This is a genomic window from Arenibacter catalasegens, assembly GCF_002909235.1.
Classification (GTDB): Bacteria; Bacteroidota; Bacteroidia; order Flavobacteriales; family Flavobacteriaceae; genus Arenibacter; species Arenibacter catalasegens.
The window spans coordinates 88,559-100,800 of record NZ_PHQQ01000007.1; the positions used below are offsets into that span (position 1 = coordinate 88,559).

A 12,242-nucleotide genomic window follows, 5' to 3' on the forward strand; every position below is an offset into this window, starting at 1 on the left:
AATACTTAGTTATGTCTAGAATATTAGTTATTGAAGATGAATCGGCTATTAGAAGGGTTTTGGTGAAAATTCTTTCTGAAGAGAATGAAAACTATAAAGTAGAGGAGGCTGAAGATGGTTTGATAGGGTTGGAAACCATAAAAAAAGATGATTTTGATCTTGTTTTATGTGATATAAAGATGCCAAAAATGGATGGTGTTGAGGTGCTGGAAGCTGTTCGTAAAATAAAACCTGAAATCCCTTTTATCATGATTTCCGGACATGGGGATCTGGATACGGCCGTTAATACCATGAGAATAGGGGCCTTTGATTATATATCCAAGCCGCCAGATTTAAATAGGTTGTTGACTACGGTTCGCAATGCTTTGGATAGAAAGGAATTGGTGGTGGAGAACAAAATTTTAAAGAAAAAAGTCAGTAAAAATTATGAGATGATCGGAGAGAGTAAAGAGATTTCCGTAATCAAAGAAATGATCGAGAAGGTAGCTCCTACCGATGCCAGAGTACTTATTACGGGTTCTAATGGTACGGGAAAGGAACTTGTGGCACATTGGATTCATGAAAAGAGTGAGAGAAATGGAAATCCTATGATAGAGGTAAACTGTGCGGCCATCCCATCCGAATTGATCGAAAGTGAGCTTTTTGGACATGTCAAGGGGGCTTTTACTTCAGCCGTCAAGGATAGGGCCGGTAAGTTCGAAGCAGCCAATAGTGGTACCATATTTTTAGACGAGATAGGAGATATGAGCCTGTCGGCACAGGCAAAAGTTCTTCGTGCACTCCAAGAAAATAAAATAAGCAGGGTAGGATCTGATAAGGACATTAAAGTAGATGTTAGGGTGGTTGCTGCGACCAACAAGGATCTAAAGACGGAAATAGAAAGTGGAAGGTTTCGGGAGGATTTGTACCACAGGCTGGCAGTGATATTGATAAAGGTACCCTCATTAAATGATAGACGAGAAGATATTCCGTTACTCATAAAGCATTTCTCCGAGAAAATTGCTTCAGAACATGGAAGCGCACCTAAATCATTTTCTTCAAAGGCAATTTCCTTGTTAAAGGGGTATGATTGGACGGGAAATATTAGGGAATTAAGGAACGTTGTAGAACGTCTTATAATTCTTGGTAGCAACGAAGTAACTGAAGAGGATGTGAAATCCTTTGCCAGTAAATAAGGTGATACTTTTTGTTGCCCTAATTTAGGTTTGGGGCAAGCACCAGGCGATTGTGAATTCTAGAAGGAATATTTGATTTAGGGCCCTATCGTCAGGCGACCACTATGCCCATAGGAAATTTGGCCTTTAGGAATGGGTTTCTAAGCCATAATTCCTATTTTTTGCAGTCTCCAAGGCGCTCAAGGGCTTTTGATGCAATTTCCTTGGTTCTTAAGTTATAGTATTTTTTGCCTTCGGAAAGGCGAGGATTTAAAAGTTGCTGTTCGCAAATATTAAATATGTTTTGTGTATATGCCAAAGCCTCCGCACAATCCACGGACTCTACTACCTTGTCCAAGGATACTTTAAACTTCGCCAAGGCAATATCAACCTTATTCTCAAGGGTTTTATTGTCCATAAGTTTTTCGGATTTTTTCGCTGCTATGGCTGTCTTGGTATTCATTGCCAAAACGTCATTGTTATACCTACTGTCATGGGAGTCGTGCTCATCTAAGGCCTCGAGGCTTCCTGTGGCGTTGTCCAACGCTTTTTCAAGTAATATTTTAGCACTTGGCATGGAAATGGCCTTAGTGGCATTGGTTAAATTAAGAGAGCTTTCATGGATAAGTTCCATAGCATGTTCACAGCCACAATCCTCTAATTGGGATTTTGATTTAACTATGGCATTCAAAGCCTTATAAGCAAAATACTTGGACATATTAATGTCTTCGGTGGATATGGCTTTTTCAGTTTGTGATTGTATGTAGGCTAAATTGGAACCAGCATATTCACAGGCTTTGTTATTCTTGAAAGATGAGAAAATAAACATTGCCAAGGAGCAAACAGTTATAACGTAAAGTCTCATAAAGTAGGATTTAGTTTCTTGTTATACTGGGAAATATAACCTTGTAAAGATAATCCTACGGCCGTATTCCTCCATGTTTTTTTCGACGAAGTACAGTTGTTGGATTTGTTTTTAGACGAACAGAGGCTTTCTTCGGACAAATGGTGATTCTTTTATAGGGTTTTTAATAGGAATAATCGATGAAGTTCCTTGTCAGATTTCAATGTTCTATTAATAATTACCTCAATTCCTTAGAATTGGGTTAGGCATTGTTCCCGTGTTTACCGTGAGGTCTGGATTGGATTGTATACTGCGTTCAAATACCATAGAAATTCGGTTTCTTATAAATTCGGGCCTTAACTTTTAGGTAGTTTGAATAATTTCATATATTTTTTGTTTCTAATTGCTCTATATAGGAGCGCTAAGCATTATCCATGAAAAACATAGAGGCAGCTACATATAGAGTTGATAGCGAAATTGAATTGGCAGACTTAAATACTAGGGAAGATTTTGAATCGTCAGATAAAAAATTAAGAAAAGCACTGGAAAATATTAGAATAGAGCTGGGAGAGTTTCAGGATACCTTGTATGCCCATTCCAAATACAGTGTACTAATTTGTTTGCAGGGTACGGATACCGCTGGTAAGGATAGCCTAATTAGGGAAGTGTTCAAAGATTTTAATGCGAGGGGCGTTGTAGTCCATAGTTTTAAGGTGCCGACAGAATTAGAGTTAAAGCACGACTATATTTGGCGACACTATATAGCCCTTCCGGCAAAAGGAAAATTTGGTGTTTTTAATCGCACACATTATGAAAACGTTTTGGTGACCAGGGTGCATCCGGAATACATTATGAACGAACATATCCCAGGTATCCATAGTGTATCGGATATAGACCAAAGTTTTTGGGACAAGCGTTTTGAACAAATAAACAATTTTGAACGGCACATTGCGGAAAACGGAACTATAATATTTAAATTCTTCCTGCATTTGTCAAAAGAGGAACAACGGCAACGCTTGTTGCGCAGATTGGACTTAAAGAAGAAAAATTGGAAGTTTTCTCCCGGCGATTTAAAGGAAAGGTTAATATGGGATGAATACCAAAACTGTTACCAAGATGCCTTAAATAACACCTCAAAACCTCATGCCCCGTGGTTTGTAATTCCATCCGACAATAAAAAGGCGGCCCGCGTAATTGTGGCCTCTATTTTGTTTGAAGAGTTAAAAAAATACAAAGATATAAGGGAACCAGAACTGAATGATAAAATAAAGGCTAATTTAGAAGATTATAAAAAGCAACTGGAAAACGAATGAGATATATATTAGTAGTATTTCTACTCATAGCAACACAAGTCAAGGCTCAAAATAGTGATCAAAAACAGATTAAGGAAATTTATAATTCGGCACTAACCAATGGTAACGGCTATGCTTGGCTAAATTATCTATCGAACCAAATAGGAGGTCGACTTTCAGGGTCACTACAGGCGCAGCAGGCAGTCGAATACACCAAAAAGGTTTTGGATTCCATGGGTCTAGATCGGGTATGGCTCCAGCCGGTTAAGGTGCCCAAATGGGTGCGAGGTACTCCGGAATTTGCCTATATAGAAAGTGACCCGGGATTAACCAATAATGTTCCCATTTGTGCATTGGGAGGGTCTGTCGCAACTCCTTTTGGAGGTATAAAGGCAGGGGTGGTTGAGGTAAACGGTATTGAGGGATTAAAAGCATTGGGGAAAGAAAAAATTCAAGGCAAGATCGTGTTTTTTAATAAACCTATGGATCCTGCCAACATAAACACCTTTCAGTCTTATAGAGGTTGCTCGGACCAACGGTATTCCGGTGCGGCCGAAGCGGCTAAATATGGTGCCGTAGGGGTAATTGTTAGATCCTTAAATCTACGGTTGGATGATTTTCCCCATACTGGGGCAATGAGTTATGGGGATACTAAAATAGACGACAGGATTCCAGCAGCAGCAATAAGTACTAATGGTGCAGAACTTCTCAGTACTACCCTCAAGCTTAATCCTAGTATAAATTTTTTCTTTAGACAAAATTGTAAAATATTACCGGACGCGGATTCTTTTAATGTAATTGGGGAAATAAAAGGGAGTACTTATCCTAATGAAGTTATAATAGTGGGCGGCCATTTGGATTCGTGGGATTTGGGAGATGGTTCCCATGATGACGGTGCCGGATGTGTACAGAGTATGGAAGTACTAAGATTGCTAAAGAATACAGGGTATAAGCCTAAACGCACAATCCGGGTGGTGCTCTTTATGAACGAGGAAAACGGACTAAGAGGCGGTACCACTTATGCAGAGCAAGCCTCCAAGGGAAATGAAAAACACATTTTTGCCCTTGAAAGTGATTCAGGGGGATTTACGCCCCGTGGATTTTCCTTCGATTGCAGTGAGGCCAATTTTACTCAGGTAGAGGGTTGGAAAAGTATGTTTGAACCCTATTTGGTTCATCTCTTCATTAAAGGAGGGAGTGGGTCAGATATAGGACCTTTAAAAAGCGATAACAATGTTTTGGCAGGACTGAGACCTGATTCCCAACGTTATTTTGATCACCACCATTCTGAAAACGACACCTTTGCACATGTCAATAGACGTGAATTGGAACTTGGGGCGGCTGCTATGACCAGTTTGATCTATCTCTTTGACCAATATGGAATTAAGTAATTGCTGTCTGCGACCCACTTAATTAGGTTACACACATAGAAACAGTGCTTTTTATTAAGTTTAGATAGGGCTTCAATAGGTACCTTCTATGCTCCCAAGTTTTTCTAAAAAGAAAACTTATCCTTACCTTTGCAGACTAATAAAAAAACAGTGATATGCAAGACGGAATTTACGCAAAATTCAATACTTCGAAAGGAGAAATAGTGGTAAAACTTACCCATGATAAAACACCTGGGACCGTAGGAAACTTTGTAGCCTTGGCAGAAGGTAATTTGGAAAATAGTGTCAAAGCACAAGGTAAGCCATATTATGACGGTTTAAAATTTCATAGGGTTATTCCAGATTTCATGGTACAAGGTGGATGTCCACTTGGTACAGGAACCGGAGATGGGGGTTATAAATTTGATGATGAATTCCATCCAGATCTTACACATGATGCCCCTGGAGTACTATCTATGGCCAATGCTGGCCCAGGAACCAACGGGACTCAATTTTTCATTACCCATGTGGCTACTCCATGGTTGGATAACAAACATACCGTTTTTGGTCATGTAGTAGAAGGCCAAGATATAGTGGACGCCATTAAGCAAGGTGATAAAATTGAAAGTTTAACCATTGAAAGAATTGGTACCGAAGCTGATGCATGGAATGCGGTTGAGGCATTTAGAACTTTTGAGGGCTCAAGGGAAAAGAGATTGGCAGAAGAAAAGAATAAATTAGCTGGCGAACTGGATAAGGTAGCTGCTGGTTTTGATGAAACGGCAAGTGGACTTAGGTATAAAATTGTTCAAGAAGGAAAAGGAGCCAAAGCTGTGAGCGGAAAAAATGTTTCCGTTCATTATGAGGGATCTTTGTTAGACGGTCAGGTTTTTGATTCTTCTTATAAGAGAAAAGAGCCTATTAGCTTTCAGTTAGGTGTTGGGCAGGTAATCCCAGGATGGGACGAAGGAGTAGGTCTATTGAAAGTAGGGGATAAAGCCAGGTTTGTTATTCCATCTAATTTGGGCTACGGTAGCGCTGGTGCAGGAGGAGTAATTCCACCAAATGCTACCCTTATATTTGACGTTGAATTAATGGGGGTAGGTTAATAGCCCGAACATTTTAAAATTATAAGGTTCTAAGAAATTAGAACCTTTTTTTTGCCCAAGGGTCAATATTTATAAGTCTATATGGCATATTGAGCCCCAAGAGATAATTAATGGGTAAAGCACTAATCGATTTTTGTGAAAATCGATTTTATCTTTTGGTCCTATTAAGACTTAATACCAGTAGCGCTATATTTATTACCAATAAAGTTAAAAGAATGGTGAAAAAGGTGGTCATGTAATTATTATTTATAATGGTGTAAACTCAGTGTTTGTAGCTAAGATGATAAAAGTGGTAAAAGGTTGCGTTTAAAATATAATAGTTACCTATGAAGATGTAAAAGCTGAAGGGGGTGTAGTTGAAATGAGGAAAAGTGAAGTGCTGTGGTTTTCCTATTTGTTTTTTGGTTAGGGCCAATAAAAAACCCATCCTAGTGGATGGGCTCTATTTTCTAAAAAAAAATTGTACCGTAATTATTAAATCACTTTTACATTTACTGCGTTCAATCCTTTTTTACCTTGTTGTAGTTCAAATTCTACAACATCACCTTCGCGAATTTCGTCGATTAAACCAGAAATGTGTACAAAGTGATCTTCGCTTGAGCCATCTTCAGTGATAAATCCGAAACCTTTGGAATCATTGAAGAATTTTACTGTTCCTTTATTCATTATAAAAAATTAAATTAGGTGCGAATATAAGGTTTAATTATTTAACTATATGATTTTTTGATAGTTATATTTTTTTAGACAGGGTCGCAATTTATCAAGGTATCAAAATTAAACCGCTAATTCTCTGTGAGTTAATGGTCTTGGTCCGTTATCCTTTTTCCTTAAACCAATCAAATTTCATTGTTGTGGCCTATATGCTCTAAATAAAAAAAAGTAAGATTATAGCTCTAGGGTGGGGGGTATGGCGTTCCCCAGTAGTTTAAAACAAGATGGCGAAGGTATGGGCTTTTAAACAATAAAGTCCTCCTAGAAATAGAAAGACTTTAAAGTTTGACGAGTGTTTTTTAGATAAAAAATATTAAATATTAGGCTGCGGTGTCATCCTTAAATAAGGCTTAATTTCTTCTACCCCTTTGGTAAATATTTTTTTAGCATCTTCAGTGTTTATGGCTGGACTAATAACAACCCTATCTCCATTTTCCCAGTTTGCGGGAGTAGCTACCTTGTGATAAGCAGTTAATTGAAGCGAATCAATAACCCTTAGCAATTCGTGAAAATTACGCCCTGTAGATGCCGGATAAGTGATAATAAGTTTAACCGTTTTGTCCGGTGCTATAATATAAACGGAACGCACTGTTAAGCTGTCATTTGCGTTAGGATGTATCATATCATATAAGGTGGAAACCTTTTTGTCCTCATCAGCAATAATGGGAAAGTTAACAGTGGTGTGCTGTGTTTCATTTATATCCTTGATCCATTCTCCGTGCGATGCCACACCGTCAACGCTAAGTGCCAGCATTTTTACATTACGTTTGTCAAACTCTGGTTTAAATTTTGCAGCAGTTCCCAACTCAGTGGTACAAACAGGAGTAAAATCCGCTGGGTGCGAAAACAAAATGCCCCATCCCTCGCCTAAATAATCATATAAATTGATCATTCCCATTGAACTGTCTGCTGTAAAATCAGGGGCCGCGTCGCCCAATCGTATAGTTGCCATATTATAGTGATTTAGATAAAAATTAATATCCTATAAAATTAGTAGATTACATTGTAATCGACTTTTTTAAAAGGTTAAAAAAGTATTAAAATTTAATAAAAATAAATAACCTTTTAATTAATTATTTCAATTCCATTTTCTTTGTTTTTTTACTTATAACCCTTTGAAAAGCAATATGTAGACTATTTTTTTTAAAAGATTTACGGTAGGAATAATGCTTCAAAATTTTAGTTTAAATCAATTTCAAGGATTATTATTAATTACCATAATAAGATGGCTTATTTTGATAGTGGAAATTCATGGCATCAACAAAATAATTTAATCGGATATCTACTAAATTAAATTAAACTTTTTTAATTTTAGTCTATGGAAGAAAGAACCCTAGAAGAATTAAAATATCCCATTGGCCATTTTGTTTTTACTGAAAATGTAGGCGATATAATTTTGTCCGATTGGATCTCTGAACTGGAAGCGTTGCCTACTCGTTTGGAAGACTTGGTGGTTAATCTGAATGAGGAGCAGTTGAATACTCCTTACCGTCCAGGTGGGTGGACTATTAGACAAGTGGTACATCATATTGCGGATAGTCATCATCATAGTTATACCAGGTTTAAATGGGCCTTGACAGAAGATAGCCCTATTATAAAAGCATATAACGAGAAGGAATGGAGCAATTTATTTGATGCCAATAATGCACCAATTTCCTTTTCATTGAATTATCTTAAGGCACTACATGCAAAATTGGTATATCTATTAAAGGGCTTGTCCAAGGAGGATCTGCAAAGAGTATTTATTCATCCCGATGGCAATGTAGCCGTAAGCCTTATGGAAAATATTGGAAAATATGCCTGGCACGGGAATCATCATTTAGCACATATTGAAGGTTTAATAGACCGCAAGGGCTGGAATTGTTCATAATAATTGTACAGTTTTGCTAGTACTAAACTTATCTTCACTGTATGTTTTTAAAATGTAGGACCCTTAAGGTGGTTGTTATTTTTTCCACTTAATATTGCATCCCATGCTGGGTTTTTGATTGGTATTTACTTCTGCTCCAGCAAGTAGGGCGTCCATGGCGCCTTTTAGATCTGCTCCATTCACCTGGGTTCCATTGCCAGGGCGGGAGTTGTCAAACTGACCTCGATACACTAATTTTAAATCATCGTCGAATAAGTAGAAATCCGGGGTACAGGCTGCATCGTAGGCTTTGGCGACCTCTTGCGACTCATCGTACAAATATGGGAAAGTATACTTTTGCTCTACACTGATTAATTTCATTAAATGAGGCGCATCCTGCGGATAGTTTTCCACGTCGTTACTGGAAATTGCAATAAATAAAATATCTTTATGTTGGTATTCCATAGCTGTTTTAACTATTTCGGTATTAAGATGCTTTACAAATGGGCAGTGGTTGCAAATAAACATGATTACGGTGCCCTTGGAGCCTTTTAATTCATGAAGGCTTTTGCGTTTATCCGATGTGGTGTCGAGCAATTTAAAGTTTGGGGCTACGGTCCCTAAGGGTAACATTTTACTAAGTGTATTGGCCATGACTTTAATATTTAGAGGATAGGTCCTTTACAAAGTTAAATCAAATTGAAGTTACTTGTATAAGGATCGGACATTTGTTGTTTATAGGTTAGCCTTTAGATTATTGGTAATGAGAAATTCTTATACAAACTTATTGGAAGTGATATTCGACGTGAAAAAAGCGGGTTTCACAGAGGATTTAAATTTATGTGAAGTGGGAATAGAAACTAAAAAATTAAAACGGATTCATTCCTCAAAGGAATTGAATGTAGTTCAATACTATAGATTTGAGGGAATGAGCGATCCGGATGATAATATGATTCTATATGCTATAGAAACTTCAAGTGGTGACAAGGGCCTTTTGGTTGATGCCTACGGAGTGTATTCCGGTAATGTCCCTAGAGCAATTATTGATAAATTGAGAATTGTTAGATGAACGAAACGATTACTTGGCCTGATTTCTCCAAAATAGATATGAGGGTAGGCACGATTATAGAAATAAAAGATTTTCCTGAAGCCAAAAATCCTGCCTATCAGATTTACGTGGATTTTGGCCTGGATATTGGGATAAAGAAATCCTCGGCCCAAATTACGGAAAGGTACTCCAAGGTGGAACTTTTGGGGAAACAGGTAATTGCGGTGGTAAATTTCCCTAAAAAACAAATTGCAAATTTTATGAGCGAATGTCTTATATTAGGTGCTGTTGACGGTTCCGACGTAATATTGTTGCAACCGGAAACAAAAGTATACAACGGACTTAAAATTTCTTAATATTTGATTTCTACCCCCCTGGACAAGATCCATATAGACTTTAATGAACAATCGCTTTGGGTGCTGAACATCGCATTGGCCATGGTTATGTTCGGGATTGCTTTGGATATTTCCTTGGATGATTTTAGAAGATTGGTCAGAAAACCAAAACCCCTTTTTATAGGTGTTTTGAGTCAGTTTATTTTATTGCCTGCAGTCACCTTTGTTTTAGTACTGCTGGTAGAACCGTTACCGAGTATTGCATTGGGTATGTTTATGGTTGCCGCTTGTCCGGGGGGCAATATTTCCAATTTTATTTCGCATTTAGCACAAGGGAATACGGCCCTATCCGTTAGTCTAACGGCTGTAGCTACCTTATTGGCTGTGGTTATGACCCCTTTAAACCTTCAATTTTGGGGTTCCTTTTATGGCCCAACGGCGGACTTGTTGCAAGAAGTTGCCATTTCACCAATTTCAATGATCAAATTAGTAGCATTGATTTTGGGGTTGCCACTAATTTTGGGGATGTCGCTTAATTATATAAGGCCTAACTGGGCAATGAAAACAGCCAAGGTATTGAAAGCACTATCCCTAATATTTTTTATAGTGCTAATTTTTGTAGCCTTATATGATAATAGGGATATTTTTATGGATTACGTACTCTACGTATTTTGGATCGTGGTTTTACATAACCTTTTGGCATTTGTTACCGGATATTCGGTGGCGAGTGTTCTAGGCCTTTCACAGAAGAATAAAAGAACCATAGCCATAGAAACTGGAATCCAGAATTCAGGATTAGGCCTTCTCCTTATATTTACTTTTTTTGACGGAATGGGTGGGATGGCACTTTTGGCGGCTTTTTGGGGAATATGGCACTTGGTGTCCGGATTAACCTTGGCCACTTTATGGGGATACAAACCAATTGATAAAAAAGAACTTGTTTGAAGAAAATTGGATATCTTTTTTTTGGGGTATGGATCCGTACGGCACTAACTTGTTATTTTTCCAAGATAAAGGTTGATGGTCTGCACCATGTGCCTTCAGGAAAGCCTTTAATGTTTTTGGCAAATCATCAAAATGCTTTGCTAGACGCCCTTCTAATTGCAACTCATTGCAATCGGAAGCCTTATTTTTTAACAAGGTCGGATGTGTTTAAAACATCAATATTAAAAATGCTTTTCGAATTTTTGCGGATGATCCCAGTGTATAGAATCAGGGATGGTAAGGATTCCTTGAAAGGGAATACTGCTATTTTTGAACGTTGTTCGAGTCTTTTGCTAGAAGGAGAGGCCATTCTTATTTTTCCGGAAGGGAACCATTCCTTGCAACGTAGGGTCCGGCCTCTGAGCAAAGGCTTTACGCGTATTTTGTTTTTGGCTTTGGAAAACAACCCTTCAATGGAGATAGGCATTATACCTATTGGTGTGAATTACGCAAGTGCAGCACATTTTCCCGACAAAGCAGCCTTGTATTATGGCAGGGAAATAATAGTTCAGGATTTTTTTGATAAGGACGATTTATCCGGATCTACAAACCGATTGAAGCAGGAAGTGTATCATCAATTAAAAAAACTAACCGCGCATATAGAGGTACAGGCCAATTACGATAGTATAGCACAAAAATTAGATAACTCCGATGTGGATTATTTAGATCCCAAAGCGGTTAATCTAGTTTTGGAGAAAGAGGAAATAATAATAATACCTAAATCCAACGGAAAAGCTTCGATAATCAAATACTTATTTAAAGGCTTATTTATTGTACTGAATTTCCCTATGATAATTTTATGGTCCATGTTCATTAGGCCTAAAGTAAAAGAACTGGAATTTCTGAGTACTACTCGATTTATGTTTGTCTTATTGTTTTACCCATTCCAAATTCTTTTTATTGGGTTAGGAGCGTTTATGCTCTATAATGGGCAGATGGTATTGGCTATTTGCTTGTTACACCTCATACTAAATGTCGTTCTAGTAAAGTTGCAATGAGGAGGTTAGTCTAAAAGTTTTGATATGTGATACACTTCCCATTTCGGGACATAATGGTAATGGGACACTGTCTTGAGGTACCGGGAGAATAATTTGGGGGAAATGTGTAAATAAAAACGGCCCCATATTCAAGGGCCGTTATGTTTTATAAAAAGATAAATGGATTAAATATCGTCAAAGCTTACGTCTGTAAAACTGTCGGTAGAGTTTATGGATCCATTTTCCTCAGAATCTTCCTTCTTAAAATCTTTTTGATGACGTTCTGATATTACTTCTGAACCCTTTTCATCAATAATATAGTCCATCATCTCATCTAAATTCTCCTTGAAGGCGGTAAAGTCTTCTTTATATAAATAAATCTTGTGTTTCTTATAATGAAAAGAGCCATCATCATGAGTAAATTTTTTGCTTTCAGTAACAGTTAAATAATAATCACCTGCTTTTGTGCTTCTAACATCGAAAAAATAAGTTCTTCTTCCTGCCCGTAAAACTTTTGAATAAATTTCTTCTTGGTCCATTAAATCTTTATCGCTCATTTCGTCTAGTGT

14 protein-coding genes are annotated in these 12,242 nt (G+C 37.6%); 9 read left to right on the forward strand and 5 right to left on the reverse strand.

Annotated features, from left to right (window positions below):
- Window positions 1-11 precede the first annotated feature (11 nt).
- Entirely contained in the window at window positions 12-1,175 is a 1,164-nt protein-coding gene (locus CWD90_RS07770) for a sigma-54-dependent transcriptional regulator (RefSeq protein WP_103475374.1), read from the forward strand.
- Window positions 1,176-1,329: 154 nt separating this feature from the next.
- Here CWD90_RS07770 and CWD90_RS07775 read toward each other — a convergent pair whose 3' ends face one another.
- Window positions 1,330-2,019: a hypothetical protein gene (locus CWD90_RS07775; protein WP_103475375.1), complete on the reverse strand. Its 690-nt coding sequence runs from the start codon at window positions 2,017-2,019 to the stop codon at window positions 1,330-1,332.
- A 413-nt stretch (window positions 2,020-2,432) separates the two neighbouring features.
- Between CWD90_RS07775 and CWD90_RS07780 the strand changes: the two genes are divergently transcribed.
- The 3 genes from CWD90_RS07780 to CWD90_RS07790 all read left to right on the forward strand — a co-directional run bounded on the left by CWD90_RS07780 (window position 2,433) and on the right by CWD90_RS07790 (window position 5,769).
- Window positions 2,433-3,311 (forward strand): PPK2 family polyphosphate kinase, encoded by an 879-nt coding sequence (locus tag CWD90_RS07780; RefSeq protein WP_103475376.1) that lies wholly within the window; start codon window positions 2,433-2,435, stop codon window positions 3,309-3,311.
- Window positions 3,308-4,681, forward strand: a complete 1,374-nt coding sequence (locus tag CWD90_RS07785) for a M20/M25/M40 family metallo-hydrolase (RefSeq protein ID WP_103475377.1) — start codon at window positions 3,308-3,310, stop codon at window positions 4,679-4,681. Before CWD90_RS07780 ends, CWD90_RS07785 begins: the two co-directional genes overlap by 4 nt.
- A 155-nt stretch (window positions 4,682-4,836) precedes the next feature.
- Window positions 4,837-5,769, forward strand: coding sequence for a peptidylprolyl isomerase (locus CWD90_RS07790; RefSeq protein ID WP_103475378.1), 933 nt, complete (start codon window positions 4,837-4,839; stop codon window positions 5,767-5,769).
- A gap of 474 nt (window positions 5,770-6,243) precedes the next feature.
- Here the strand turns inward: CWD90_RS07790 and CWD90_RS07795 are convergent, their stop codons facing one another.
- Both CWD90_RS07795 and CWD90_RS07800 read right to left on the reverse strand, forming a co-directional pair.
- Window positions 6,244-6,435 carry a cold-shock protein gene (locus tag CWD90_RS07795; protein ID WP_103442091.1) on the reverse strand — a complete coding sequence of 64 codons (192 nt, stop codon included), beginning with the start codon at window positions 6,433-6,435 and terminating at the stop codon, window positions 6,244-6,246.
- A gap of 358 nt (window positions 6,436-6,793) precedes the next feature.
- The gene (locus tag CWD90_RS07800; protein WP_103475379.1) at window positions 6,794-7,432 is read right to left on the reverse strand and encodes a peroxiredoxin; all 639 of its coding nucleotides are present in this window, start codon (window positions 7,430-7,432) and stop codon (window positions 6,794-6,796) included.
- A gap of 366 nt (window positions 7,433-7,798) precedes the next feature.
- Between CWD90_RS07800 and CWD90_RS07805 the strand changes: the two genes are divergently transcribed.
- A complete protein-coding gene (locus tag CWD90_RS07805; RefSeq protein WP_103475380.1) occupies window positions 7,799-8,350 on the forward strand; it encodes a YfiT family bacillithiol transferase in 552 nt (183 codons plus the stop codon).
- Between the two features lie 75 nt (window positions 8,351-8,425).
- Here the strand turns inward: CWD90_RS07805 and CWD90_RS07810 are convergent, their stop codons facing one another.
- Window positions 8,426-8,983: a thioredoxin family protein gene (locus CWD90_RS07810; protein ID WP_103475381.1), complete on the reverse strand. Its 558-nt coding sequence runs from the start codon at window positions 8,981-8,983 to the stop codon at window positions 8,426-8,428.
- Between the two features lie 109 nt (window positions 8,984-9,092).
- On the opposite strand from CWD90_RS07810, the gene CWD90_RS07815 reads away from it, so the two are divergent.
- From CWD90_RS07815 to CWD90_RS07830, 4 genes are read left to right on the forward strand one after another with little or no spacing between them, the layout of a single operon-like run.
- Window positions 9,093-9,398, forward strand: coding sequence for a phosphoribosylpyrophosphate synthetase (locus CWD90_RS07815; RefSeq protein ID WP_103475382.1), 306 nt, complete (start codon window positions 9,093-9,095; stop codon window positions 9,396-9,398).
- The gene (locus tag CWD90_RS07820) at window positions 9,395-9,733 is read left to right on the forward strand and encodes a tRNA-binding protein (protein WP_103475383.1); all 339 of its coding nucleotides are present in this window, start codon (window positions 9,395-9,397) and stop codon (window positions 9,731-9,733) included. Before CWD90_RS07815 ends, CWD90_RS07820 begins: the two co-directional genes overlap by 4 nt.
- Before the next feature lie 3 nt (window positions 9,734-9,736).
- Window positions 9,737-10,657, forward strand: a complete 921-nt coding sequence (locus tag CWD90_RS07825) for a bile acid:sodium symporter family protein (protein ID WP_103475384.1) — start codon at window positions 9,737-9,739, stop codon at window positions 10,655-10,657.
- A complete protein-coding gene (locus tag CWD90_RS07830; protein ID WP_103475385.1) occupies window positions 10,654-11,694 on the forward strand; it encodes a lysophospholipid acyltransferase family protein in 1,041 nt (346 codons plus the stop codon). Before CWD90_RS07825 ends, CWD90_RS07830 begins: the two co-directional genes overlap by 4 nt.
- A 164-nt stretch (window positions 11,695-11,858) precedes the next feature.
- On the opposite strand, the gene CWD90_RS07835 is transcribed toward CWD90_RS07830, so the two are convergent.
- Window positions 11,859-12,230: a PUR family DNA/RNA-binding protein gene (locus CWD90_RS07835; RefSeq protein ID WP_103475386.1), complete on the reverse strand. Its 372-nt coding sequence runs from the start codon at window positions 12,228-12,230 to the stop codon at window positions 11,859-11,861.
- Between the last annotated feature and the right edge of the window lie 12 nt (window positions 12,231-12,242).

What these genes read in the sequence shown, in the direction of transcription:
- CWD90_RS07770 (WP_103475374.1), top strand. Translation starts at nt 12, where the DNA reads ATGTCTAGAATATTAGTTATTGAAGATGAATCGGCTATTAGAAGGGTT.
- CWD90_RS07775 (WP_103475375.1), bottom strand. Translation starts at nt 2,019, where the DNA reads ATGAGACTTTACGTTATAACTGTTTGCTCCTTGGCAATGTTTATTTTC.
- CWD90_RS07780 (WP_103475376.1), top strand. Translation starts at nt 2,433, where the DNA reads ATGAAAAACATAGAGGCAGCTACATATAGAGTTGATAGCGAAATTGAA.
- CWD90_RS07785 (WP_103475377.1), top strand. Translation starts at nt 3,308, where the DNA reads ATGAGATATATATTAGTAGTATTTCTACTCATAGCAACACAAGTCAAG.
- CWD90_RS07790 (WP_103475378.1), top strand. Translation starts at nt 4,837, where the DNA reads ATGCAAGACGGAATTTACGCAAAATTCAATACTTCGAAAGGAGAAATA.
- CWD90_RS07795 (WP_103442091.1), bottom strand. Translation starts at nt 6,435, where the DNA reads ATGAATAAAGGAACAGTAAAATTCTTCAATGATTCCAAAGGTTTCGGA.
- CWD90_RS07800 (WP_103475379.1), bottom strand. Translation starts at nt 7,432, where the DNA reads ATGGCAACTATACGATTGGGCGACGCGGCCCCTGATTTTACAGCAGAC.
- CWD90_RS07805 (WP_103475380.1), top strand. Translation starts at nt 7,799, where the DNA reads ATGGAAGAAAGAACCCTAGAAGAATTAAAATATCCCATTGGCCATTTT.
- CWD90_RS07810 (WP_103475381.1), bottom strand. Translation starts at nt 8,983, where the DNA reads ATGGCCAATACACTTAGTAAAATGTTACCCTTAGGGACCGTAGCCCCA.
- CWD90_RS07815 (WP_103475382.1), top strand. Translation starts at nt 9,093, where the DNA reads ATGAGAAATTCTTATACAAACTTATTGGAAGTGATATTCGACGTGAAA.
- CWD90_RS07820 (WP_103475383.1), top strand. Translation starts at nt 9,395, where the DNA reads ATGAACGAAACGATTACTTGGCCTGATTTCTCCAAAATAGATATGAGG.
- CWD90_RS07835 (WP_103475386.1), bottom strand. Translation starts at nt 12,230, where the DNA reads ATGAGCGATAAAGATTTAATGGACCAAGAAGAAATTTATTCAAAAGTT.